This is a genomic window from Paenibacillus sp. W2I17 (assembly GCF_030815985.1).
GTDB lineage: Bacteria > Bacillota > Bacilli > Paenibacillales > Paenibacillaceae > Paenibacillus.
On record NZ_JAUSXM010000001.1, the window covers coordinates 1005251 to 1029757 of the forward strand.

General features: G+C 41.9%; 24 protein-coding genes. 6 read left to right on the forward strand and 18 right to left on the reverse strand.

Annotated elements, in window-relative coordinates:
- Nucleotides 1–212: 212 nt before the first annotated feature.
- Both QF041_RS04465 and QF041_RS04470 read right to left on the reverse strand, forming a co-directional pair.
- Nucleotides 213–833 carry an NAD(P)-dependent oxidoreductase gene (locus QF041_RS04465; RefSeq protein ID WP_307412397.1) on the reverse strand — a complete coding sequence of 207 codons (621 nt, stop codon included), beginning with the start codon at nt 831–833 and terminating at the stop codon, nt 213–215.
- Nucleotides 834–1096: 263 nt separating this feature from the next.
- The gene (locus QF041_RS04470; protein ID WP_307412399.1) at nt 1097–2521 is read right to left on the reverse strand and encodes a glycoside hydrolase family 1 protein; all 1425 of its coding nucleotides are present in this window, start codon (nt 2519–2521) and stop codon (nt 1097–1099) included.
- 267 nt (nt 2522–2788) lie between these two features.
- On the opposite strand from QF041_RS04470, the gene QF041_RS04475 reads away from it, so the two are divergent.
- Nucleotides 2789–3517: a MurR/RpiR family transcriptional regulator gene (locus QF041_RS04475; RefSeq protein ID WP_307416893.1), complete on the forward strand. Its 729-nt coding sequence runs from the start codon at nt 2789–2791 to the stop codon at nt 3515–3517.
- Between the two features lie 86 nt (nt 3518–3603).
- Here the strand turns inward: QF041_RS04475 and QF041_RS04480 are convergent, their stop codons facing one another.
- Nucleotides 3604–4485 carry a LysR family transcriptional regulator gene (locus tag QF041_RS04480; RefSeq protein WP_307412401.1) on the reverse strand — a complete coding sequence of 294 codons (882 nt, stop codon included), beginning with the start codon at nt 4483–4485 and terminating at the stop codon, nt 3604–3606.
- A 105-nt stretch (nt 4486–4590) separates the two neighbouring features.
- On the opposite strand from QF041_RS04480, the gene QF041_RS04485 reads away from it, so the two are divergent.
- A complete protein-coding gene (locus tag QF041_RS04485) occupies nt 4591–5769 on the forward strand; it encodes an MFS transporter (protein WP_307412403.1) in 1179 nt (392 codons plus the stop codon).
- Nucleotides 5770–6082: 313 nt separating this feature from the next.
- Here QF041_RS04485 and QF041_RS04490 read toward each other — a convergent pair whose 3' ends face one another.
- The 3 genes from QF041_RS04490 to QF041_RS04500 form a co-directional block, all read right to left on the reverse strand.
- A complete protein-coding gene (locus tag QF041_RS04490; protein WP_307412405.1) occupies nt 6083–6787 on the reverse strand; it encodes a hypothetical protein in 705 nt (234 codons plus the stop codon).
- Between the two features lie 101 nt (nt 6788–6888).
- On the reverse strand, nt 6889–8253 hold the full coding sequence (locus tag QF041_RS04495; RefSeq protein WP_307412407.1) for a sensor histidine kinase: 1365 nt from the start codon (nt 8251–8253) through the stop codon (nt 6889–6891).
- Between the two features lie 71 nt (nt 8254–8324).
- Nucleotides 8325–9032 carry a response regulator transcription factor gene (locus QF041_RS04500; RefSeq protein WP_307412409.1) on the reverse strand — a complete coding sequence of 236 codons (708 nt, stop codon included), beginning with the start codon at nt 9030–9032 and terminating at the stop codon, nt 8325–8327.
- A gap of 154 nt (nt 9033–9186) precedes the next feature.
- Between QF041_RS04500 and QF041_RS04505 the strand changes: the two genes are divergently transcribed.
- The gene (locus QF041_RS04505) at nt 9187–9444 is read left to right on the forward strand and encodes a GlsB/YeaQ/YmgE family stress response membrane protein (RefSeq protein WP_024630063.1); all 258 of its coding nucleotides are present in this window, start codon (nt 9187–9189) and stop codon (nt 9442–9444) included.
- 269 nt (nt 9445–9713) lie between these two features.
- Here QF041_RS04505 and QF041_RS04510 read toward each other — a convergent pair whose 3' ends face one another.
- From QF041_RS04510 to QF041_RS04540, 7 genes are all read right to left on the reverse strand, one after another.
- On the reverse strand, nt 9714–10067 hold the full coding sequence (locus tag QF041_RS04510) for a hypothetical protein (protein WP_307412410.1): 354 nt from the start codon (nt 10065–10067) through the stop codon (nt 9714–9716).
- A gap of 51 nt (nt 10068–10118) precedes the next feature.
- Complete coding sequence (locus QF041_RS04515) at nt 10119–11327, reverse strand: hypothetical protein (RefSeq protein WP_307412412.1); 1209 nt, start codon at nt 11325–11327, stop codon at nt 10119–10121.
- Between the two features lie 57 nt (nt 11328–11384).
- Complete coding sequence (locus tag QF041_RS04520; RefSeq protein ID WP_307412414.1) at nt 11385–13043, reverse strand: collagen-like triple helix repeat-containing protein; 1659 nt, start codon at nt 13041–13043, stop codon at nt 11385–11387.
- A gap of 108 nt (nt 13044–13151) precedes the next feature.
- Nucleotides 13152–15086 carry a beta strand repeat-containing protein gene (locus tag QF041_RS04525; RefSeq protein WP_307412416.1) on the reverse strand — a complete coding sequence of 645 codons (1935 nt, stop codon included), beginning with the start codon at nt 15084–15086 and terminating at the stop codon, nt 13152–13154.
- Nucleotides 15087–15322: 236 nt separating this feature from the next.
- A complete protein-coding gene (locus QF041_RS04530; RefSeq protein ID WP_307416894.1) occupies nt 15323–15562 on the reverse strand; it encodes a sensor histidine kinase in 240 nt (79 codons plus the stop codon).
- A gap of 129 nt (nt 15563–15691) precedes the next feature.
- A complete protein-coding gene (locus QF041_RS04535) occupies nt 15692–16225 on the reverse strand; it encodes a DUF1572 family protein (RefSeq protein ID WP_307412418.1) in 534 nt (177 codons plus the stop codon).
- Complete coding sequence (locus QF041_RS04540) at nt 16218–16343, reverse strand: hypothetical protein (RefSeq protein ID WP_307412420.1); 126 nt, start codon at nt 16341–16343, stop codon at nt 16218–16220. Before QF041_RS04540 ends, QF041_RS04535 begins: the two co-directional genes overlap by 8 nt.
- 119 nt (nt 16344–16462) lie before the next feature.
- On the opposite strand from QF041_RS04540, the gene QF041_RS04545 reads away from it, so the two are divergent.
- Complete coding sequence (locus QF041_RS04545; RefSeq protein WP_373461268.1) at nt 16463–16603, forward strand: LysR family transcriptional regulator; 141 nt, start codon at nt 16463–16465, stop codon at nt 16601–16603.
- 287 nt (nt 16604–16890) lie between these two features.
- On the opposite strand, the gene QF041_RS04550 is transcribed toward QF041_RS04545, so the two are convergent.
- The 3 genes from QF041_RS04550 to QF041_RS04560 all read right to left on the reverse strand — a co-directional run bounded on the left by QF041_RS04550 (nt 16891) and on the right by QF041_RS04560 (nt 20020).
- On the reverse strand, nt 16891–17826 hold the full coding sequence (locus QF041_RS04550) for an NADP-dependent oxidoreductase (RefSeq protein WP_307412421.1): 936 nt from the start codon (nt 17824–17826) through the stop codon (nt 16891–16893).
- Between the two features lie 221 nt (nt 17827–18047).
- On the reverse strand, nt 18048–19232 hold the full coding sequence (locus QF041_RS04555) for an MFS transporter (RefSeq protein WP_307412423.1): 1185 nt from the start codon (nt 19230–19232) through the stop codon (nt 18048–18050).
- Nucleotides 19233–19255: 23 nt separating this feature from the next.
- Complete coding sequence (locus tag QF041_RS04560) at nt 19256–20020, reverse strand: MBL fold metallo-hydrolase (RefSeq protein WP_307412425.1); 765 nt, start codon at nt 20018–20020, stop codon at nt 19256–19258.
- A gap of 141 nt (nt 20021–20161) precedes the next feature.
- Between QF041_RS04560 and QF041_RS04565 the strand changes: the two genes are divergently transcribed.
- The gene (locus QF041_RS04565; protein WP_307412427.1) at nt 20162–20572 is read left to right on the forward strand and encodes an Lrp/AsnC family transcriptional regulator; all 411 of its coding nucleotides are present in this window, start codon (nt 20162–20164) and stop codon (nt 20570–20572) included.
- A 418-nt stretch (nt 20573–20990) separates the two neighbouring features.
- A complete protein-coding gene (locus QF041_RS04570) occupies nt 20991–22547 on the forward strand; it encodes a glycine betaine uptake BCCT transporter (RefSeq protein WP_307412429.1) in 1557 nt (518 codons plus the stop codon).
- Between the two features lie 164 nt (nt 22548–22711).
- On the opposite strand, the gene QF041_RS04575 is transcribed toward QF041_RS04570, so the two are convergent.
- Nucleotides 22712–23143 (reverse strand): universal stress protein, encoded by a 432-nt coding sequence (locus QF041_RS04575; protein ID WP_307412431.1) that lies wholly within the window; start codon nt 23141–23143, stop codon nt 22712–22714.
- Nucleotides 23144–23148: 5 nt separating this feature from the next.
- The gene (locus QF041_RS04580) at nt 23149–24381 is read right to left on the reverse strand and encodes a CynX/NimT family MFS transporter (protein ID WP_307412433.1); all 1233 of its coding nucleotides are present in this window, start codon (nt 24379–24381) and stop codon (nt 23149–23151) included.
- Nucleotides 24382–24507: the final 126 nt, after the last annotated feature.

Here is a 24507-nt window from a genome sequence, read left to right on the forward strand (position 1 = left end):
TTATCCAATCGAGCAACATGAATAACTGGGCGTTTTGCTCCTCGGAATGCTGCCGTAATCAACCCTATCGTCAGCAAAATATCAGCTGTTCCTTCGATCTCCGTGATAGAGCCTGGCAGAGAGTTGTCATTTTGACATCAGATAGTAATTAATGCACTAAGCTTCCACTCGGGTTCAGTGTATCGTGACATATGTAACAACCTCCTTATCAATTAGTAAGAAATGCCTACCCGAGACTTGATATAAGAGCCATCTTTAACTTGCTTGTACGTGAATTCTGCTGTATCCCTTACGGATATTTCAGTGCCACCTTCAGGTAGAAAATCACGCTCTACACGGTATACACCTACGTGTACTCCATCTGGTAAATACGTGGGACACACTATCGTCCATTCCAGTGTTGAATCTTGAAGCATCAAATATACTCGATGATGTTCTCCTGCAGCATGGGTGGATTTACGCCTGGATTCACTGGATTGATATCTCAGAACACTCGGAGATAGTCTGCTTTGTAGAATACCAGCTGTTCCTAAAGTAATGATTCGTTTTATTCCTTCTTCACGCATTGCATCAATGATCAAAGGCATACTTTCGGATAGCGTATTGGTCCCATCCGTATTCAGTGCACTAATAACGACATCGGCTCCATGGATAGCACGCATGATATCCTCTTGATTCAATACATTACCTTGAATGATTGTTAAGTTTTTATTATGAGCCTGGAATTTTTTAGGATTACGTACCAGTACAGTTACATGATGTTGATCCTTAAGCGCGTTGGCAACGATATGACTGCCAACACGTCCCGTTGCACCTAATACTAAAATCTGCATAAATAACTAATCCACCTCCAAGTTCTGCAATGTTCTATCTATTGTCTTTAGAATACTTACAAGCTACTCAGGTGATAACAATATCACTATTTTAAAGTATCAACAGCATTAAAACAAAATCAATAGCAGCCGGCTGATTCTAAAAACAAAGAGCCGCTTAGTCGCGGCTCTTGTGAACATCAATTGAATGTAGAACATCAACATCAGCAAGATGATGTCGAAACACAAGTCTGAATTTAACTTACAATCCACAAATGCACTAATTATTTTTCGAACAAACTTCCTCCATTGCTCTGGATCACATCTTTATACCAATAAAATGACTTTTTACGATAGCGTTCCAATGTACCTGTGCCGTCATCATGACGATCCACATAGATAAAACCATATCGTTTTTTCAGTTGAGCGGTTGTTGCACTAACAAGATCAATACAACCCCAAGTCGTATACCCCATCAGTTCAACGCCATCTTGAATTGCCTCAGCGACTTGAATCAAATGTTGCTTGAGATAATCGATTCGGTAATCATCTTCGACGGTTTTTTCTCCGTGTTTATCCGTTATCAATTGATCTACTGCACCTAATCCATTCTCCACGATAAACAATGGTTTCTGATAACGATCATACAAGACATTCATAATGTATCTCAAGCCTTGAGGGTCGATTTGCCATCCCCACTCACTCGCTTTTAGATGTGGATTGGGTACACCGCCAATAAGATTACCTTCTCCCTTAATTTGTTTGGCTGGATCTGCGGTTTCACAGCTGCTCTGATAGTAACTGAAAGAAATAAAATCTACCGTGTGTTTTAGAATCTCTTCGTCCCCAGGTTCAAAGTGAATGTTTATTCCATTGTCTCTCAAGTACCGCTTAATATAACTTGGGTAATAACCACGTGCATGTACATCAGCAAAGAACGTATTTTGATGGTCAGCATTCATAACTTGGATGACATCCTTAGGATCAGGAGTCAATGGATAAATTGGCATTGCAATGACCATACAACCTATTTTGAAATCTGGATTGATTTCATGTCCGATTTTCACTGCGAGTGCACTTGCAACAAATTCATGGTGGACCGCTTGGTACAAATCCTGTTTGCTCAGTTGTTCCTTCGGTGTGCTGATTCCGCCGCTTATGAACGGATGTTCCAAAATGGAATTGATCTCATTAAAGGTTAGCCAGTATTTAACTTTATTTTTGTACCTATTAAAAATAGTCCGTACATATCTCGCATAGAATTCAATCATTTTACGATTAACCCAACCATCATATTCTCTGGATAGATGTAACGGAGTCTCATAATGAGAAATAGTAACTAAAGGCTCGATACCATATTTGAGGCACTCGTCAAACAGATTATCGTAAAACTGAAGCCCTTTTTCGTTTGGCTCAAGCTCATCACCCTTCGGGAATATTCTGGACCAAGCGATTGAGGTTCTAAACACTTTAAATCCCATTTCGGCAAACAGTTTAATGTCTTCTTTGTATCGATGATAGAAGTCAATGCCAACGAGTTTCATATTGTCTTCTGTGGGTTCTGCCGTTGGAGGCGTCATAATGCCATTAGGCATGATATCCTGAATGGATAATCCTTTTCCGTCCTCAAGATAAGCACCTTCTAATTGGTTAGCTGACACAGACCCGCCCCACAAAAAGCCATCTGGAAATTGAAATGTTTGATTCATTATTGCTCCACCTTTCATTTTAACGATCAAGACACTCTACTTTATTAGAGTGTCTGTTTAGTCTGTTTTTCAAACCATCTTATGTTGCTTAATCCATGTTACTCAGATTACAAAAGAAAATATATATATTGAAGTTGTTTAGTTTGCTTTAACATCAATTAAAACTTGTTTCATCAATGTAACACCTTGTTTTATTGGACACTGTGTATTACATTAGGAAGGAAGGTAAGTGATATGCTTTATTTATGGATTAAATGGGGGTGTAGCATGTTCTCTAACGAGCAGATTTCTTCATATAATGATTTGGAAATGTCTCTTTTCAACTACATCACACAGAACATGGAGAAAGTAGCTTATATGCGTATAAGAGAGCTGGCTGATGAGACACATGTTTCAACGGCCACCGTTTTACGTTTCTGTAGAAAGAACCAATGCGAGGGGTTTTCGGAGTTTAAAGTGAAGCTGAAAATGCTCCTGTCTCAACAAAAAACATCGACAAGAACGTTAAAAAGCCCTCATCAAGCTGTATACGAATTTTTTGAGAGGTTTCAACATCCTGACTTGGAGGAAAAAATAAAAACGACTGCTCTTTTGCTTTCCAAAGCCAGCAGCGTAATTTTTATTGGTACTGGAAGCTCAGGGATTATGGCAGAGTATGGAGCTAGGTATTTCTCAAGCCTGGGTACATTCTCGATGTATATCAAGGATCCCCATTTTCCTGTTCATGCAAAAATGCGAGAGAACAGTGTTACCATTGCGTTATCTACTTCAGGTGAAAATCCATATATCCTTCCACTTCTGAAGCAAATCAAGCAAGAGAAGAACAAAATTGTGAGTATAACGAATAACCGTCAATCCACGGTTGCAAAAATTTCAGATATTAGTATTCCTTATTATGTAAATGAAGAATATTATGAATCAGCTAACATTACTACTCAATTCCCTGTTCTATTTCTTGTGGAATGGTTGGCCAAAGAAATCTCAAAAATAGAGTGATTTTATAAATTGTCTTACTACGATGCATCTCATCAAAGTAAGGCAATTTTTACTGTTCTTCATTCTTCCTCAATAATTGTCCTCATTTAGATGTTATTACTGAAAAGTGAACGTGCAGTTTGGATAAAAACATCTGTGGCTTTAGATATGTCCTCCATGTCTGGCACTGCTATATTAATGTCTCTAAACATACTTGGTTTAAGTTCTCGGAATGTCACTTGTTCTGGCAAAGAGGAAAGAGCTCCTTTCGTTGTTACTATACTTCCTAGTCCTTCTCTTACCATACTCAATGCTGTATCAAGATGATCAACCACAAACCGAACTTTTGGTTTTAAATTAAATTCTTTAAAGATGGCATGTACTTGTACATCATAACCGCCTCTGCCAAGAATCAAATTTTCACCATCTAAGTCGGGAATTCCTATAGATTCTTTCAGAACTAAAGGATGATTTGAATGAATAACTACAATTAACTCGTCTTTTACCAACGGAATGACATGAAGATCATGATCAGGAGGAATCGTTATTCCTACATCAATGGATCTTGTTCGTAACCACTCTTTAACTTGAGCTACACTGCCTTCCGAAAGTTTGACCTCAAGACCAGGATGCTTTTCTTCCATGGTGCGTATAATTTTGGGAATAAACCTTGTACATGCTGTAGGGTATGCTCCAACATGAATTTTACCGATCTCCAGACCTTGTTCCGCTGCAATTAACTCTTCTACTTTTTGGAATTCACTCAGTACATTTCTAAAAAGGATTAATACCCGTTCTCCCACCTCTGTAAAAACTAATCCATTCTTTCTATTTCTATTGATCAGCTTTGTCCCCAACTCGTTTTCAACAGCTGCGACAATGCGACTTACTGCCGGTTGTGTTATATGCAATTCTTCGCCTGCTTTTGTAAAACTTCCTGTTTCCGATATCTTAACAATGAGTTGAACTTGTGTCTGATTCCATATCAATTTTGATATCTCCTTCATAATAAATATGCATTTTATAATATGTAAAATTTAATGTAACATAAAAGGAAATAATTCAGCAAGACATCTACTGGAGGTAATTCGTGCATGGCAAATCGTTATAAGTTTTTATTTTTTTTCGCACTCATACTAGCTTCTTTCAATCTTAGGCCTGGGATCACTTCAATCAGTCCAGTCTTACATGGCATAACTGATGATCTTGGTATGAGTTCGACTTCAGCAAGTTTACTGACTTCTATCCCGTTATTATGTATTGGGTTTTGCTCCTTATTTGCTGGACGCTTAGCAAACCGCTTCCAATCCGAAAAAATTATTACCATCTTCATTGCTTGCATTGGTATCGCAACATTTCTGCGCTTTTTCACGAATTCGCCAGTATATCTATTAATTACTGCTTTATTCATTGGTGCAGGAATAGGTATTGTGAGCCCGCTAATGTCTGGATTTATTAAAAGTTACTTTCCAGATAAAGTCCCACTTATGATCAGCATGTATTCTACCTCAATGGTTGTGGGGGCATCCATTGCAATAGGGTTAACAACGCCTATTCGACACTGGTTTAACGATTCATGGAAAATCGGGCTAGGGTTCTGGTTTGTATTTGCACTCATCGCTGTCCCGCTTTGGTTTATGGTTTTCAAACATCCTCATACACTCAAAGATAAAACATCTCAGCAAAGAAAAGCTTCCTTGCCTATAAAAAATAAACAAGCCTGGTTATTAACTTCTTTTGTCGGGATTGTCATTCTTCTGTTCTATTGTTTTGCGGCGTGGCTTCCAGCAATCGTGGAAGAAAAGGGATATGCTTCATCTTATGCTGGTTTTATAGGTACATTATCTATGCTCGCACAGCTGCCTGCAACACTATTATTACCTTTCCTCTTAAAGGGTATTCCAAGTAGAAGGTTTTGGATTACATTTTTCACGATAAGTGAGATTGTTGGATTAGCTCTTTTAAGTTTTACAAATATTACACCAATCGTATCAAGTGTATGTTTAGGTATTGGTGCAGGCGGGCTTGTTTCACTAACCTTGTTATTACCCATTGATAAAACTAGTTCACCAATTGAAGCCAGCACATGGTCAGCAATGACACAAGCGATTGGATATATGATTGGTGCAGTGGGCCCTTTTATCATTGGATTATTATATGATTACACAGGAAGCTTCCTTCCAACGATGTATTTGTTAATTGCTATTGGATTTATTGTGATTTTCTTAGGTTGGAAAATTACTAAACCAACCGATAAACCGAATGTAGGATAGTTCGAATTTATTTCCCCTCTAGCTTTCTTGTTATAGAGGTGATGTTTCCCATCATGTTGAATGAAAAGAAAGTAATTTTGTTCTATTAATCAGAACATCTTCTTGTCTATTCCGGCAATCTGTACAAGGTCTTGTCCCGCGACATCATTGGGAAAAAAGTTTTATATGGGTAAATTGCATCATGTCTAAGTTTTTTCAAGAGAAAACCTGTCAACTCGATACCATTCTATAAACGAGAAAATACCTGCCCCTCCCCAGGGCAGGTATTAAAGGTGAATCGTATGAATGGCTTACCAACATCGATTCCTAAATATTAGTCCAAAAGGCTGTAGATCTGAATGCTTTCCACCTTGGCATCCTTGATATGGAACGACATCACATCCACATAATTGGATGGCTCGTAACGGAAGTCATCCTCCTCATTAGGGGCTCCATCACCAAGCAGTTTCCCCTCAGGGTAGGCGTTTTTGAGTGTATCCAGGCTATCTCCTGCTTTAATGTTTCGCACTGTCGTGTACTTAGGATCAGTGATTTCGATATGAAAGATGGAGTCTTGTTTTCCCTCCGGTATACTGATTGTTTTAATCTCCAGACCAGGATACGTATAGACCTTTTCTGTAAAACCGATTAACGTATCCATGTTTGTTCCATCGTCGGCACTGTACGTATGAGATTTCAGGTTATCCGGTTTGCCCAGCATCTGTTCCATCTGATCTTCATTCGCTGTATCCGAAATCGCAATGGTGTGCTCATTATAGACAAAAGCAAGCTCCTTCAGCACCACATTGCCTTCCTTCTCCATCGAACCTTCCTTAATAGCTTCAGTACCCTTTTCTTCAGAACTTTCGGAAGCAGGAGCATTAGCATTTGTTGCTCCTTCGCCTTTGCTCTGTTCATTCGCTGTGTTCTGTCCGGTTGCTGGGGGCGTAGCATCATTGGACTGACAGCCCGCTAATGCCACCGTTAGTAGAGCACCTAGTACGATAACACCTGTTGCTTTGTTTATCAATTTCATCATGATCCCTCCATAAATGTGTGATTTGTTCTTATGAAGTGATTATAAATAAAACATTTGTTAGTCTCATAACAGAAATGTACCAATCTTGTAACGTTAATTATTTACGATTGTGTTTCCGCACGGGGCAACACAATCGTAACGGTTGTTCCTTCCCCGATTTGACTTTCCATGTCAATATAACCATTAAACCGCTCGACAATCTCCTTGCAAATGGAAAGCCCAAGACCTGAACCGTTCGCTGTGCTTGCATTTTTCGCCCGGTAAAAACGTTCCTGTACTCTCTCCAGCTCATCGCCCGCGATACCAATACCTTGATCACGTATCCGTATAACTATCTCGCTTGGTGTATGTTCCAACTTCAATTGGATTAGCGATGGACCGCCTGAATATTTGATGGCATTGTCCACAAGGTTCGCAATCGCATGAGACATCAGCATTGGATTTACGTTGGCGTAAACTCTTGTCTTACCCTCATCATCCGGTTCTTCCTCCGCCTGACTAACTCTGATCTCTATCCCTTTATCCTTGGCCTTGGCACCCATATTCGTTGCGACTTGCTGAATCAGTTCGTTCATTTCTGTCTTCTCGACTTCCAAATCGTTAGAACCAGCCTTGTCGAATCGGGATAACAACAACAGTTCATTAATCAAACGTGTCAGCCGATCCGATTCCTGCAGCAGATGAGCATAGATTTTTTGCAACTCCTTGTCCTCGTTTTCCCCTTCAACCAAGTATTGAGAGAAACCACGAATGGCTGCCAAGGGTGTTTTTAACTCGTGAGATACGTTGGAGACAAATTGTTTCTGGTACTGAATGTAATCATGAAGCTGCCGCCCCATGGAATCCAGCCCATCTGCCAGCATGCCCAGCTCATCCTTCCGGTTTAGATGAACTCTCCGAAACTCCTGTCTAGAGAAACTCTGCGCAGCGCCAAGCAATAGCTTAATCGGCTTGGTTGTGTTGCGGGCAATCCACAGACTGGATAACGTAATCAGTATAATAAATCCGCCTGCACCCGCAAACAAGATATAACGGATTTGATCCATAATCGCATAAAAGTAGGAAATGTCCTCCACGAACTCATACACATAAGCGTTTTCGTAGAATTGATCCTGAATGGGAGTGGCGAAATAAAGCAGATGATCTTCCGTTACGGTGTAGGCATAACTGCCGCTCAGGGCTTTCTCAATATTCTTTTCATAAATAAGAGGTTTGCCATCATTAATGATGATGCCATCCGCAGCCAGGCCCAGCAACTGCTTGGAGCTGTCATAGATACGTACTTCCTTGCCTGAAGCTTTCAGCTTCTCCAGAGCAAGTCTGACGATTTCCTTGGTCTGGGGCTCTCCTGAAGATGACCTATGCTGTGATAACACCTCACGGAAGGACAACTCGGACAGATCCGCCTTCTCCATCATCTGTTTCTCAATGGTAATGAAGCTGTAGTAATCGATGGCTTTATTCACCGCAAAAATGATGATGCCAAAGGACAGCACGGAGAAAAATAAATAATTCAGCAGTAACCGGGTTGCATACTTCAGGCCTCGCCACCTCCAAGTTGATAGCCAAATCCATAGATCGTCCTGACATACTTCGGTTCGTCCGCGTTATCCTCCAGCTTCTTCCGTAATCGCATGATGGTCATATCCACACTGCGACTGTCTCCCATAAAGTCATATCCCCATCCGATCTGCAGCAGCTCATCCCGGGTAAAGATTTTGTCTGGCCTTTTGAGTAACGTTTCCAGAATTTTAAACTCTTTGGCCGTTAAAGACACGGGTACACCGTTTTTCAGCACCCTGCGGCTTTCCAGATCAAATGTCAGCTCTTCATGAATGATGCGTGTAGATTTCACTTCTGTTCCTTCACTGTATTCCTCCTTGCTCTCGTTTCTTCTCAGAATCACCTTGATCCGAGCGAGCAATTCACGATTGTCAAAGGGTTTGGTCATGTAATCTTCCGCCCCTAGCTCTAGTCCCAACACCTTGTCGATCACCTCATTTTTAGCAGAGAGCATGATCACAGGAACGGCATGTTTCCCGGTGATTTCCTTGCACAGGTCATATCCGGAGCAGTCAGGCAGCATCAAGTCAAGTACCACCAGGTCCGGCCCAAAAGCATCCAGCAGCTGCAGGGCTATTTTACCGTTCTCAGCCGTTTGAACGACGTAGTTTTCTCTTCTCAGTACAAGCTCAATTAAATCTCTGATTGCGATTTCATCGTCAATGACAAGTATTTTCTTCAATGTGCACCCCTTCTAGCCTTGTTCCCCAGCTTGAATCATCATTTACCCTCATCTTAGCACAGACACTTTAGATTCCTCCACCAACTGGAAGGTGAGGTATATTCCACTCAGCCCAACATAACTTGTAATAACCCCGAAGAAAGGAGAACAATCCATGGATCTGCTCTGGGTACTCATTGTTGGTGGACTTATTGGCTGGTTAAGCGGCAACTTGATTGGACGGGACGTACCGGGCGGTGTACTTGGGAACATTATTGCGGGTTTTATCGGTTCCTGGTTAGGAACGGAATTGCTGGGACCAAGGGGGCCGGTGATTGGCGGATTTCATATTATTCCCGCCATCGTTGGCTCGATTATTGCCCTGCTTATCTTCTTCGCTCTGGCACGCGGCGGAGCCTTCCGAAGACGTTAACAAAGAGAAACGGAAACCGATACCGTCGTTCATTAGTACAGGATAAACATAAAAGGACCGAAAGCAGTCATCGATGGAAGATGAACACTTACGGTCCTTTTTTTATTTTTGTACTGATTTCATCCATTGTCGTGTTTTTCGGAAGATTGGTTTTTGGCTGTTATCATCCCCTGAGCCAAAAGACACATCCACCATCCTCTTCATTTCTTTTCTAAAGTGCTTTGACGAGTTTGTTTTATCTAATTCAAGCCCGCCGTTTATCTTGCTTCTTATGTTTCGTCAAGTTGTTCAGAAGATACTAAGCGATGCGCTGAGACAAGTTGTCCAGCGGCATCCTTACCCCAAACTGAAATTTGAACTTGTTGTTCTGCTAAACCGCTTGTTGTAAAGACAAATTCAAAAGAATTAAAGTCTGCATAATAATTTTTGGTTAGGACTTGATTAGGATTTATAGAAATTAACTCAAGTACATATAGTGTTCTTGTTCCATTCAAATAATAACCTTGAATCAGGATATTCGAGCCATCGACTAAGTTGCGATTATCTATTTTGATCGTCAACTGTTGTGTCGGTCTTACATTATCTACAGGATTATTTTCTATCGGTCCGGTGGATAAAATCATTCTCTCTTACCCCTTCCCAACATCTATTGTATATCATTATTACCTGAGGTTTTACCAGCTCTCAGCAACACTAAATACCACATCAACTATATTCGAGCCTGCCCCACCAATATTTGATACAGCTAATGTTACGACCTGATTTTCAGGAAGCGTGAAATCTAATAGTTGTGAAGAAGCTAATATCCTGGAACCGCGTGTTCCGCCTCCTGTAACTCCTTGAAAAACCACTTCACCCCCAGTAATCGTCGTAGAAGAGTTGTTTACCAACAAAGCTGTTTCGCTATCGGGAATGATCGTTGTAGCTGTGGGGTAATTAACAAATGATCCATTTAAAGTTCCGCCTACAAGCACTTGATAGTTAAGATCTACCGATGAAATAATGTTTATTTCTTCTAAATCCACCTGAACAGAATTTGTTCTAGCGGATCCCAAAGGGAAGATCGTTTTTCTTGTAAATGAAAGAACGGGCGTTAGTGTTGATGTAAGATTAGTAATCCTTCTCCTCTCCGAAGTGACTCTAAAAGTAGGATCATATTTTCCGATAATACTATATTGTCTTCCTCCTACAAAAAGGGTATAGGCTTCGGCAGTTCCGTTATTATCAATTTGTGCTCTTATGGGAAGATTGGGGTCAATAAAACTCGTTTGACCTGTTGGGGAGAATCGATGGACGGTAATTACCTCTTGCGCTAAAGTCGACGGATTAGGAATGACCACTCTAAATTCGATTACTCCATATCCATACCAAGTAAATACGATTTGAAATATATTCCCTTTAGATAGATTAAGTGTCGCTCCGCTTGATCCAGTTCCATCTAGTCGGTCTACATTCCATGAACTTTGAGGAATGGTTGTATCGGACCCTCCTCGCCGTATGACCACGAATACATTTGTGCTATTTACTCCAAAAAAGGCCCCGTTTTGACCGTCAAAAAATCCCCATCTTCCAATCTGATTGCCTGTCGGCAGTAAAGGTATTCGAACGCCAATTCCAGCTTCGCCAGCAAATCCTGGCTCGTATCTACCTCGTAATACACTCTCTAGAATGGCCGAATCTGTTCCGTTAGTGGTATTGCTTAGATTAAATTCCGTTGCATCATTGGTAACCGCACCATCCCCAGTGGTTGTAACGGAATCTCTTAGAATGGATAGACCATATGCAGATGTTAACTCCACAATTGGGGTTTTTTCCGATACAATCAGCTCATCGAATTGCGAACTTATATTTGGACCCATATTTGAGATTATAATATCCGACAAGATAGTTCCTCCTTCACAGGAAGGGAAAAGTGAATCCCCTCCTTCTCCTGTTACTTTTTACCATTCTTCAGTAAGACTGAAGGTGGCCGTAACAGGATTAGTCCCCCCGCTTAAATTCGCTACGGCTAAAGTCACAATTTCAGAGTCAGGTAATTGGAAATCCAATAATGAAGAAGAAGCTGATATTCTGACACTTCCCGCAACTCCGGCTACTAAGCCTTGTAATAGGACTTGACCATCCGCTATTGTCGTTAGTGTGTTGTTAATTAGAAGAGCTGTTTCCGAAGTTGGAATATTAGTCGTTGCTGTTGGAAAGTTTACGAAGCCTCCATTAATCGTTCCTCCTAATATGATCTGATAATAAATATCATCTGTAGTTATAAGATCAATACTTTCTAATTTGACACTCACTGAATTTGCCCTACCTGAACCTGGCGGGAAGGATGTCTTTCTCTGGAAAGACAAAATTGGTGTGAGTGACCCTGTTGCAGTTACAGTTCTCCTTTCGGAAGTAACCCTGAAAACGGGATTATATTTACCCAATACACTGTATTGTCTTCCTCCAACGAATAAATTGAGTTCTGATTCTGTGCCATTATTAAAGATTTCCGCACGTAGAGGAAGATTAGGATCGGTCAGACTGGTTTGCCCATTGGGGGAAAAGCGATGAACGATAATTACTTCTTGTGCTAAAGTTGTAGGATCAGGGATGACGACTCTAAATTCGATTACTCCATACCCATACCATGTAAATACGATTTGAAATATATTCCCTTTAGATAAACTAAGCGTCGCGCCACTCGGACCTGTTCCATCTAATTTATCCACATTCCAAGATGTTTGAGGAATAATAGTATCAACACTTGCTCTTCTGATCGCTACAAATATTCCATTCGCTACGCTCTGTCCAAAGAATAAGCCGTTCTGATCGTCAAAAGCGCCCCATCTAACCACTTGGGTCCCTGTCGGTGGAGCTGGTAAACGAGCACCAATTCCTATTTCTCCCGCTAAACCTGATTCATACCTTCCTCTCTCCGAGCTTTGAAGAATAGCAATGTCAGATCCGGATATAGTTGTGGTTAATTGAAATTCAGTATTATTACTTCCGACTGTAGCATCGCCCAATGTTAAAACAATGTCTCTTAGGTTGGATAAGCCATATACAGAAGTCAACTCAATAATCGGCGTTTTTTCGTTGGTTCTTAATTCGTTAAATTGAGAGCTAACATTTGGTCCTACTCCCACGATGGTCGCATTAGGCTCAATCGTACCTGGTGCTCCCGTTGCTCCTGTAACTCCTGTAGCCCCAGTGGGTCCTATGGCTCCTGTAGCTCCCGTTGTTCCTGGGGGTCCTGTTACTTCATTTGCGCCTAGCAATTCTGAAGATACAATGCGATGGGGAATTACAAGTTGCCCTTCTACATTTTTTCCCCAAACCGAGATTCCCGTCTGATCTTCTGCTAAACCGCTCGTTGTAAAGACAAATTCAAAAGCATTAAAGTCCCCATCATAATTCTTCGTTATCACTTCATTTGGATTCACATTAATGAGTTCGTGTACGTACAACATCCGAGCTCCGTCTAGATAATATCCTTGAATCAAGATATCGGCACTATTGATTAAATCTCGATTATCCATTTTAATTGTCAGTTGCTGCGTTGGCCTTACACCACTGACCGGATTATTCTCAATCGGTCCGGTTGATAAAATAGCCATAAAATTTTATTCTCCTTTTTTCCCAAATGATTAGAGGCAGAAATATTCATCCACCTCCACCCCTTTGGTTTTAAACTAACGAAGTTTATGCTCTCATTTTCCACCCTGTTACTGAACCTGAATAATTGAAACAGAACCATCTGTAGATGTAGCTGTTGCTGACCCATTATAAAGAAAATCGATTGTAAGCGCAGTTGAAGTAGCATCAGCTAAAAACGTACCCGATACACTTACATTCGCATCTAAAGTTCCTGTAACTGCTCTCCCTGAAAACCGACTTTGAAATACGAGATTAATTCTTGGTGTAACCGTAACGTTCCCAACTACAGAACTCGTTCCTCTAAACGTATACGAAACCAAATAAATGTGCCCTGATGCTAGTACAAAGGTTGTACTTGTTGGGTGCAATATGTTAGTGCCATTAATAAATACAGTCGTATACGAAATAGCTGTCGCATTTAAAACAGAAGGTACGCTAACATTAAATAATCCATTTTGTATTGTGGCATTTGCCCCGGTTGCACCTGTGCTCCCTGTGGCTCCAGTTGAGCCCGTTGCACCTGTTGCCCCACTTGTGCCTGTTTGCCCAGTCGCACCTGAGATCCCCGTGGCCCCAGATACGCCCGTTGCGCCTGAGATGCCTGTGGCTCCGGTTGCACCCGTAGCCCCTGTCTCGCCGGTTACGCCAGTGATGCCTGTGGCTCCCGTTACACCCGTTGCACCAGTTTCCCCGGTTACGCCAGTGATGCCTGTGGCTCCCGTTACACCCGTGGCCCCTGTCTCGCCAGTGATGCCTGTGGCTCCCGTTACACCCGTTGCACCAGTCTCGCCGGTTACGCCAGTGATGCCCGTGGCTCCCGTTACGCCGGTTGCACCAGTCTCGCCGGTTACGCCAGTGATGCCCGTGGCTCCGGTTGCACCCGTTGCACCAGTCTCGCCGGTTACGCCAGTGATGCCCGTGGCTCCCGTTACGCCGGTTGCACCAGTCTCGCCGGTTACGCCAGTGATGCCCGTGGCTCCGGTTGCACCCGTGGCCCCTGTCTCGCCGGTTACGCCAGTGATGCCTGTGGCTCCGGTTACGCCGGTTGCCCCTGTCTCGCCAGTGATGCCTGTGGCTCCGGTTGCACCCGTTGCACCAGTTTCCCCGGTTACGCCAGTGATGCCTGTGGCTCCGGTTGCACCCGTTGCACCAGTTTCCCCGGTTACGCCAGTGATGCCCGTGGCTCCGGTTGCACCCGTGGCCCCTGTCTCCCCGGTTGCACCTGAGATCCCCGTAGCTCCCGTTACGCCGGTTGCCCCTGTCTCGCCGGTTACGCCAGTGATGCCCGTGGCTCCGGTTACGCCGGTTGCACCAGTCTCGCCGGTTACGCCAGTGATGCCCGTGGCTCCGGTTACACCCGTTGCACCAGTCTCCCCGGTTGCACCTGAGATGCCCGTGGCTCCCGTTACGCCGGTTGCACCAGTCTCGCCGGTTACGCCAGTGATGCCTGTGGCTCCGGTTACACCGGTAGCACCAGTTTCCCCGGTAGCCCCTGTTTCCCCGGTTGCACCTCCAGCGGGGCCTGTAATCCCTGTAGCTCCAGTTACCCCTGTTGCACCTGTCGCACCGGTTGTACCTGAGATCCCCGTAGCCCCGCTTACGCCGGTTGCACCAGTCTCCCCAGTTGCGCCAGTGATGCCTGTAGCTCCATTGGCTTCCAACAATTCTGAAGATACGATACGGTGAGGCGTTACGAGCTGTCCCATGGAATTTTTTCCCCAAACTGAAATTTCCACTTGTTGTTCTGCTAAACCACTCGTTGTAAAGACAAATTCAAATACGTCTAGGTTTGCAAAATAATCTTTTTTGATGGCTTGGTTTGGATTTACGCTAATTAATTCGAGTATATATTCCGTTCTAGTCCCGTTTAGGTAATAACCCTGAATTAAAACAATTGCATTCGTAACGGCATTTCTATTATCAATATTAATGGTCAACTGTTGTGTTGGTCTCAAGCCACTAACGGGATTATTCTCGATCGGTCCAGTTGATAAAATGGCCAATTATTCCCCCCCTTTCTTTACGTTTTCAGGAACAGGTGAGAAATCTGCATTCCTTATATACTAATCCTTCTCTAACTCCTATAGACCGACAATTTCAACGGCTTGGTCATCCTCTTCTCTGTGCAACATATTTGTATCCATTCATGGTGTACTTTTATTTTTTCATTAAAGTGAACTAATTGACTCTGGAAAGCACTTGTACCTTTACAACAAAAAAAGCCGCTAAAATAGCGACTTCAAAGGGTATTCGTTCTTTTACATCGACCTGAACCGTTCGCTGTGCTTGCATTTTTCGCTCGGTAAAAACGTTCCTGCAGTCTCTCCAGCTCATCGCCCGCGATACCGATACCTTGATCACGTATCCGTATAACTATCTCGCTTGTCGTATGTTCCAACTTCAATTCGATTAGCGATGGACTGCCTGAATATTTGATGGCATTGTCTACAAGGTTGGCGATCGCATGGGACATCAGCATTGGATTCACGTTGGCGTGGACTTTCGTCAGAAGCTTATCCTCCGTTTTCTCGACTTCCAGTTCGTTAGAACCAGCCTTGTCGAATCGGGATAGTTTGAACGGTCTGATTCATGACCATCAATGCCCTCCTCAATGGTACTGACCCGTGACATGTTCTTGCGTATCTTGCAGCATCTTGGCAAGCACAACGATCCGTCCTGCGTGATATCCGTAGTGTGCCGATACCTGGATAAGCAGACGACCGATTACTCTTGTATCGTAGGTTTCTTCAGTACACCTATTCGTTCGGTGCATTCGGTTCCAATCCTCACGGTCATAGCGAATGATAACCTCTCGGGACAAATCGTCGTTTGATAACGCAGCTACAACATTTTCCGATTCCTTTCTGGTTTCCCGAAGAAGAAGAATCAGCTTTTCTCTCGATATTCCCCCGTCCTTCGTGAATTCACGGGTTCGCGTCCGGATGAACGGTCTGTTGCCGATCGCGCTTACGAAATTCTGATATTCGTTACCTGCCAAATGCAAACAAAGATTACCGACGCTATTCATGGAGCCCTTTATTCTTATCCAAATGAGTTCATCATTCAGCAAGTTCAAACTCTTCTCGATACGGTCAAGCTGCTTGTTCATGTCTTCCATAACGTGTCTGATCAGTTCAATCATGAACATCCTCCCAATTCTCGGTCAGGCGCAAATAATCTTCAAGGGTTACATGCGCGAATTCTCCAACTTGAATGGAGAAATCTGTCAGTATAAAATGAACGACTCGCAAATTTTTCATCGTCGTGACCCACCTCCATCTGCTCTATAGAATCCATGATAATGAATTGCCCTTCGAGTGTAAAATGAAAAATTACCATACCCTGCATGAAGATCAACTCATGGAAGTTAGGTGCGATAATGACTTTATACCAATTAGAGGTATTTCTAGCCGTTGTTCAAACGGGAAGCTTCACCCGAGCAGGAGAACTTCTGCATACCAGCCAATCGGGCGTTAGCCATACGATTGCTTTCGATGATACTACCTGCTGTGCCAGCTAATATCCTGGTAAAACCGTTAACGCCTTCCATTAACCGTGTCAGAGGATTAGCAGTCCCCCCCTGGAAGCGAGCTCTCCTGCTATCGCCGCTTTTATTAAAGAGACGCAAAGTTTGCTTACATAAATCTCTTAAATCGCAATCGGTACAAGTTCTTGTCCTTGGCTCGGGACACGAACTTGTACTGATAATATAAAAAAGCATCTAAGATAGCGACTTAATGGGAATATGTTTTTGTCCCTCGACAGTTGCCTATTTTAACGTTTAGCGGTTTTTCCCAGTCTTCTATTTTAAAATGTAATGACGATTTTACCTACAGCGTGGTGGGTTTCACTCAAAGCATGTGCATCATAAATGCCCTGTCTACTAAACGGGAATGTTGCCCCTACAACCGACTTTATCTTTTTCTCTTCCATCAGATCTGCCATTCTCTGCAATTGATCACCATCTGGCTGTAGCCAAATCCCCTTTGCTAATACATTGTGAGACTTAGCAGTATCATGATTGGGTTCACCAACAATGGTAATCAGTCTTCCGGTATTTGGCTTAAGCACCTTATAACTATTCTCGGCTACTTCTCCACCCATCGTGTCAAACACTAAATCTATATCTTGTAGAATCTCTTCAAAGTTTTCCTTTTTGTAATCAATGACCTGATCAGCACCTAATGAATAAAGAAGTTCATGATTTTTTTCACTTGCTGTTGTAATAACATGAGCGCCGGCATACTTTGCTAATTGAATCGCATAAATACCTACACCACCAGCTCCAGCGTGAATAAGTACAGTTTCACCTTCTTTTAGATCGCCATGAGTAAACAGTGCCTGCCATGCTGTTAAACCAGCTAAAGGTACAGCGGCAGCCTCCTCATATGAGATTGAATCAGGTAGTTTTGCCAGTAGGTAATCATCAACTGCTGTATACTCAGCATACGCTCCGAAACGAGTTGTTTCAGGACGACTGAATACTCGATCCCCAACTTTCCACTTCGTAACGTTTGCACCAATTTCAGTTATGACTCCAGCTACATCCCAACCTAAGATAATAGGGAATTCCCAATCAAACATTTCTTTTAAGTAACCCTCTCTTAATTTCCAATCGATTGGATTAATGGATGTAGCCTCTAGTTTTACAACCACTTGATTGGCTTCTGCCCTTGGTTTATTCACTTCCTGCTCAACTAACTCTTCTTTACTTCCATATTGATTAATCACAACTGCTTGCATTTTTGTAACACTCCTTTAAACTAATAGCCTTTTACCTGCTATTCCTGATTATTTATTTGTATCTAGTCACTGGCGTTCATGAATATTATCGTTACTCATTTTTAAACAACCAGGATAAAATTATGCAAAAACATTTAATTATTTAATTTTTGCCAATAAGGAATTGAAATCGCCTACCAAAATTGAACAAAAGCAGCCGGTCCTCTTGACCGACTGCCTCTTTAGTCCACCACTTGATTTTGGATTTTACCTTCTTTTTTTCCATACAACATGTAATATAGAAAAAATGTAGCTAAAACAATTAATCCAAGTATTACATACAAACCACTATATCCTGTAGCTGGAATTATCAAACCGATAATAGATGGGCCAAATCCGTTCCCGAGATCATAAAATATAAAGAACGTCGCAGTTGCTAAGCCAACTCGGTGAGGTTCAGCTAAATTGATGGCTATGGCTTGAGTTACGGAAGAAATATTACCAAATCCCAATGCAACTAATGCTCCTGCCAATAACAATGTAAAGCTATTGTTAACTGAGCTTAAAAGAAGCATCCCTACTCCATATATAATAAGAGACGGATATATGATAATGTTAGCTCCTCTTTTGTCCATTATTCGTCCAGTAAAAGGTCGTGATATTAAGACAAAAAAAGTATATACCATAAAGAAGAAACTTGCTGTGTCTACTAACCCTAACTCCAAAGCATAAATATTTAAATATGAAACTATACCGGAAAAACAAAAAGTCATGAAAAAAATAATAATTGCTATAGGCATTGCTTTTGGCTCAATAAAGTCAGAGATTTTTATTCCCTTTTTATTGTTCTTCTCAATCTTGTATATTGCGGGAAACTTCAGAAAAAATGCGATTACTAAACTAAAAATTCCAAGCAATAAGCTTAAAGAAAAAATCATATCAAAGTTTGAATTTCGACTCAAAACTAAACCAATAAATGGACCGATTCCTGTGGCCAAGGCCGTACTAATGGCAAAATAACTTATCCCTTCACCTTTTCGTGATGCAGGAAGGCTTAATACAACAACCGTGCTCACAATTGTAGATATAATACCCACTGTGATCCCGTTTAAAAGCCGATTTAAGATGAGAAAGATAACATTGAGATGAACGAAATAAAGTAATGTTGTTAAAATTAATAAAAACAAGCTGGTCATCAAGACTTTTTTGGAAGGTATACGACGTCCTGTAAACAAACGCCCTAATAAAGAACCGATAATAAAAATACCTGCGACGATACCAGCTTGGCCGGTTGATGCGTCAAATTCATTAATGGCATAAAGAGTGATTGTCGCGTTTAATAAAAAGAAAATTAATGTCATAATGAAATTGACAGACGAAAGAATAATAAAGTTTTTCGACCACAGTTTAGGATTCATTTGGTTCATAACATATCCTCCCGCAGTGCCAATTAAAAAGTGTACGATTCGCCGTCTTCGGGAACGAATAAGCTAGAGGTAAATCCCTTTTCTTCTCCAAAGCTTTTTAGTTCTTTTCTAGATAATGTCCAATGATTAACGGCTTCCATATGGACAGAGATAATTTTGGCGTTGGGAGCCGCCTTATACACCTCGTAAACATCTTCTTTGCCCATTATAAGTGAGCCCCAATCATGCAAACTATTATTTCCAGCGTTCAACACGATAATCTCAGGAGTATGGGAAATGATTTCTTTTTGGACACCTTCATACCATACTGTATCTCCGGCAAGGTACAACGTCTTCTCGTTGGCATGTTTGAAGACGACACCACATACCTGTCCCATCATTCTTAATAAATCTTTCCCTCTGCCGTGCTCGCCTTTTGTTTTAATTAACTGAATACCTTCAAAAAGGGTATCTTCAGTAAGTACTTCTACTTGTTGAAAACCATCACTTTCAACTTGTTTAGCATCTTCTTCGTTTTGTACAAAAACTTTGATGCCTTTTGGAAGCACTGCTTTGGCTATATCATCGTAGTGATCCAGATGCAAATGAGTCAGAATAACAGCATCGACATCTTTAACGATATCGTAAACGGTCATGGGCAAGTCAATTATAGGATTTCTCAAATCCTCTCTGATCCCGGCCGAGAATGGATCATATAGACCCTTGTCCGCGAGTAATGGATCGACTAGGAACTTTTTACCTGCATAATGAACAATGATTGTTGCATTTCGAACGAGTTGAATGTGCATATTTATATATAATTCTCCTTCTGTTTTTTTATTTTGTTTGTTGACAATGATAAGTTTATACTAGATGCAAACTTCAAATACACAGATTAAATAAAGTGTATTGGTCTTTTTACTTTATTTTTTAAAGGAGATGCGCTTGATTTGGATCAAACAGATAAACGAATTATTGAAGAGCTGAGCCAAAATAGTCGAATTACGATGAAAGAATTAGGGGAAAGAGTTCACCTAACTGGACCTGCAGCAGCGGCCCGGGTAGAAAAACTTGAGAATACTGGAGTTATAGAGGGATACAGCATTAAAGTTAATCAAGCAAAATTAGGATGTTTTACGTATGTATTTCTAAATATCTATATTAAAGATACACACCATCAACCTTTTCTCTCATTCATTCGTGCTAAAGAAGATCACATCCTAAATAATTACAAAATAAGCGGTGATGGATGCTATCTGCTTGAATGTAGGTTTCCAAGTAACGAAGCGTTAAACCAATTTTTATTAGAGTTAAACCATTATGCTAACTACAAATTATCCATTGTAATCGATAAAACCTAAACAATAACGTACAAAGAAACTTGTATTTCTGAGAAGCAAAAAAAGGCAGCCGATCATGTTGATCCGCTGCCTCCTTTGGTTTTATTGAGCTATCGTTTCCCGATAGTCAAATTCGTATATCATGTGTATGGCCCGATCCGCATCGGACGGGTCTCTGCCTTCATATGAATCTAATTAAAGTACGATAAATGAAGCATTCTCCAATGTCATCCCTATCACCCTATCCTTCCTTATCTCAGATTAACGAGAGATTATAGGCAATATATATTATTCAGGCAGGATCAAAACAAACCGAAGGTGTTTCATTATACGGCAGTTTGTTTTAATTTATCAAAAGCTAGCTTTCCGAAATATTACAGGTCGGACTAGCACATACTAAGGAATAGTTGGCTGAAGCTTACATAACGGAGGTCTCATCATGGTATTTACAATCACAATTATCATCGTTGCACTGTTTGCAATATGGGGAGCCGTCGCTCCTGATCAGCTGGCGGATGTGGCTAATGTTGCCTACAACTTCTCTATTCAGAATTTTGGCTGGTTTTATTTGCTAGCGACACTGTTCTTCCTGATCTTTGCTTTCTATCTGGCGTTCAGCCGGTTTGGGGGTATTAGGCTTGGTGATGACGATGATGAGCCGGAGTATTCTACGGTTTCCTGGCTGTCCATGCTGTTTAGCGCGGGTATGGGCATTGGACTGGTTTTCTGGGGAGTAGCTGAACCGCTGTCCCACTATTTATCTGCACCTGAGGGGGCGGTACCCGAAACAACGCAAGCAGCCATACTTTCAATGCGTTATTCCTTTTTCCACTGGGGGCTGCATCCCTGGGCTATCTATACCGTCATCGGCTTAGCGCTTGCTTACTTCCAGTTCCGGAAAGGATACAAAGGGCTGATCAGTTCCACCTTTATTCCTCTGATAGGTGAGCGTCTTGCTGCAGGCTGGGTTGGTAAGGTCATTGATATTCTGGCGGTCATTTCCACCATCTTTGGTGTTGCGACCTCGCTTGGATTGGGTGCACTTCAGATCGGCGGAGGTCTGAATCACTTATTCGGTATTCCTAACTCGACTCTGACTCAGGTTGTCATTATCACAGTTGTAACCGTACTGTTTTTAATCTCGGCAACCTCCGGTCTGGATAAAGGTATTAAGATTCTGAGCAACGTCAACCTCGTTATAGCTGTGCTATTGATGTTGTTTGTATTGGTGACTGGACCGACTTCTTTTATATTTGACACATTCACTACAACCTTGGGCAGTTACATGCAGAATATTATTAACATGAGTTTGAGACTGACGCCGTTCTCAAGAGAAACCTGGATTGGAGCATGGACGTTATTTTACTGGGCATGGTGGATCTCATGGGCTCCTTTTGTCGGCACTTTTATCGCAAGGGTATCCAGAGGAAGAACCATAAAGGAATTTGTAATTTACGTCATGGTTATTCCAAGTCTTTTCGGATTTATCTGGTTCTCCGTCTTCGGCGGAACAGGACTTCACATGGAATTGTTCAATTCCGCTCATCTGGCGGAGGCCGTCATGAAAGATACGACAACCGCTTTGTTCCTTATGCTGGAGCAGCTGCCTTTGGGCACGATCGTGGCATTCATCGCCACAATCCTGATCATGATCTTCTTTATTACGTCGGCTGATTCAGCTACCTTTGTACTTGGCATGCTCACTTCAGATGGCAAGCTGGATCCAAGTACAAAAGTGAAATTAACCTGGGGAATCATGCAGTCCGCCATCGCGGTAGTACTGCTAATCAGCGGGGGGTTAACTGGCCTCCAGACGGCATCCATTGTAACCGCATTGCCGTTCGCTATTGTCCTTATCGGTATGTGTTTCTCCCTGCTCAAGGCTCTAAAGGCTGAGGACAAAGAGCGCCGTCAGAAGGAAAAACGGCAGCGTCAAAAGCTGAAACGACTGCTGGAGGAACAAGAAATCTCGCTGAATGAAATTTCCGGCAGGTAATGTACACTTGATGTTAAAACTAACAAAAGCCCGCGTCATTGCGGGCTTTTTATTATTTCATGGTATTGAGTTTTTGAGATCTGTCATGAGTTCTAATTGAACCCCAGGCGGAATGATTTCTAACACTTATTTATATTATAAACGTTCCCCAGTTCCTGGAGGAGTTAATGTACAATGAGGACCGCGCAACTTGATAGCTGTGAAACCTTGTGGCTGACACTTCCAAGCATCATTTCTTTTATGCCCCTTAGCCCACGACTTCCGATAATAATAAGTTGCTGCTCGGTATCCCTTGCATAATTCAATATTTCATGCCCAGGATCTCCCTTAAGCTGAACAGTTTCCGGGTTAACCCCCGCAGTCTTTAATTTAGATTTGACTTGATGCAACAGTTCTAAGCTCGCTTTTTCCATTTCGTTCAGTATGTCTTCCAAAAAATTCTCTGGTACATATGTCATGCCATTTGACACATAATCCTGGCTGACATTAACCAAGGTAACTTGAGTTTGTTTATTTTGGGCTATTTCAACGGTTGCATCAATGAGTTTGTTCGTTATTTCAGCTTTATCAATGGCCACCATAATTTTGTCAAACATCGTTATCATCCTTTCCGTGGCAATTCGTAACCATTTCGACTACCTACAACACGATTACTTGCTGCTCCTATACCAACTAAAAAGAGTAAGACCGAAGCCCCAAGAAGAATGAAAAGTGGCAGGTTCCAACTATTTGTTGCATCGTGCAGATATCCTATGAGGGCTGGACCGATTGCGGCAAGAAGATATCCGATCGATTGGGCCATACCAGATAGTTCCGCTGCTTGATGTGCATTTTCAGTGCGCAACCCGAAAAACATCATGGCCAAACTAAAGGCGAAACCTCCACCAATACCGAGTATGACGATCCACAACAGAATGACATTAGAACTTCCGTAAAGAAGTCCGAGCGTCCCCGTCAAAAGCAAAACGGTTGTGATGATTACTAACAAACGTTGGTTGGACATACGCCCAGCAATAACAGGGACAATAAAGGTAAATGGAAGCATCGCTAACTGCATGATCGAGAGGTACCATCCAGATTGGTTGGAGTCTATTTCTTGCTGCTTTAAAATTTCAGGCAACCATGCGATCAATACATAGAAAACCATAGACTGTATACCCATGAACAAGGTTACTTGCCAAGCTAGCGGGGATCGCCAAACATTCACATCGTTGCTTGCCATTTGTTGACTCGTCGTGGCAGTTTGTTTCGTTTGATTTCTTAATTGGGGTAACCAACAGAGGATCGATACAAAGCTTAGAATCCCCCATATTCCCAATGCTCCCTGCCATTTTAGCCCTGCGTTCATGGCTAGCGGTACACTGATTCCCGATGCGATTGCTCCGCATAAATTCATCGAAATGGAGTAAACTCCTGTCATGGAGCCAATTTTATTTGGGAAATCCCTTTTGATTATACTTGGCAATAATACATTACATATGGCAATGGCGAATCCAAGAACTGCTGTTCCAATAAACAGATTAACTGCGCCAGATAAAGATCGTATTACAATACCAACAGTCAGAAAGATTAGGGCAATCAAAATGATACGCTCAACCCCACACCTCCGTCCTAATTTTGGTACAAGAGGCGATAATAAAGCAAAGGCAAGCAAAGGTACCGTTGTGATCAGGCCTGCTAATGTATTTGAAATATGAACGTCATCCCTTATAAAACCCACTAAAGGACCAACTGAGGTTAAGGGAGTACGTAAATTAGCTGCAATAACAATAATGCCGAGAATGATCAGCGCTACAGAGGATGGCACGAATTTTTTATTTTGTTTATTCGGCATTCTACAATTCTCCTTCCTGAATTCTTACGTATAATATTTGCTTCATGCTGGTTGAAAAACTTTGCTATAACATCCGCGCGAATAATAAAAGTATATTATAGTATACTTATATAAACAATAATTATT

Bases quoted from the DNA above. Each gene is read 5' to 3' on its own strand.
- QF041_RS04465 (WP_307412397.1), bottom strand. From the start codon at position 833: ATGCAGATTTTAGTATTAGGTGCAACGGGACGTGTTGGCAGTCATATC.
- QF041_RS04470 (WP_307412399.1), bottom strand. From the start codon at position 2,521: ATGAATCAAACATTTCAATTTCCAGATGGCTTTTTGTGGGGCGGGTCT.
- QF041_RS04475 (WP_307416893.1), top strand. From the start codon at position 2,789: ATGTTCTCTAACGAGCAGATTTCTTCATATAATGATTTGGAAATGTCT.
- QF041_RS04485 (WP_307412403.1), top strand. From the start codon at position 4,591: ATGGCAAATCGTTATAAGTTTTTATTTTTTTTCGCACTCATACTAGCT.
- QF041_RS04490 (WP_307412405.1), bottom strand. From the start codon at position 6,787: ATGATGAAATTGATAAACAAAGCAACAGGTGTTATCGTACTAGGTGCT.
- QF041_RS04505 (WP_024630063.1), top strand. From the start codon at position 9,187: ATGGATCTGCTCTGGGTACTCATTGTTGGTGGACTTATTGGCTGGTTA.
- QF041_RS04510 (WP_307412410.1), bottom strand. From the start codon at position 10,067: ATGATTTTATCCACCGGACCGATAGAAAATAATCCTGTAGATAATGTA.
- QF041_RS04520 (WP_307412414.1), bottom strand. From the start codon at position 13,043: ATGGCTATTTTATCAACCGGACCGATTGAGAATAATCCGGTCAGTGGT.
- QF041_RS04530 (WP_307416894.1), bottom strand. From the start codon at position 15,562: ATGCTGATGTCCCATGCGATCGCCAACCTTGTAGACAATGCCATCAAA.
- QF041_RS04535 (WP_307412418.1), bottom strand. From the start codon at position 16,225: ATGATTGAACTGATCAGACACGTTATGGAAGACATGAACAAGCAGCTT.
- QF041_RS04540 (WP_307412420.1), bottom strand. From the start codon at position 16,343: ATGAAAAATTTGCGAGTCGTTCATTTTATACTGACAGATTTCTCCATT.
- QF041_RS04545 (WP_373461268.1), top strand. From the start codon at position 16,463: ATGACTTTATACCAATTAGAGGTATTTCTAGCCGTTGTTCAAACGGGA.
- QF041_RS04550 (WP_307412421.1), bottom strand. From the start codon at position 17,826: ATGCAAGCAGTTGTGATTAATCAATATGGAAGTAAAGAAGAGTTAGTT.
- QF041_RS04555 (WP_307412423.1), bottom strand. From the start codon at position 19,232: ATGAACCAAATGAATCCTAAACTGTGGTCGAAAAACTTTATTATTCTT.
- QF041_RS04560 (WP_307412425.1), bottom strand. From the start codon at position 20,020: ATGCACATTCAACTCGTTCGAAATGCAACAATCATTGTTCATTATGCA.
- QF041_RS04570 (WP_307412429.1), top strand. From the start codon at position 20,991: ATGGTATTTACAATCACAATTATCATCGTTGCACTGTTTGCAATATGG.
- QF041_RS04575 (WP_307412431.1), bottom strand. From the start codon at position 23,143: ATGTTTGACAAAATTATGGTGGCCATTGATAAAGCTGAAATAACGAAC.
- QF041_RS04580 (WP_307412433.1), bottom strand. From the start codon at position 24,381: ATGCCGAATAAACAAAATAAAAAATTCGTGCCATCCTCTGTAGCGCTG.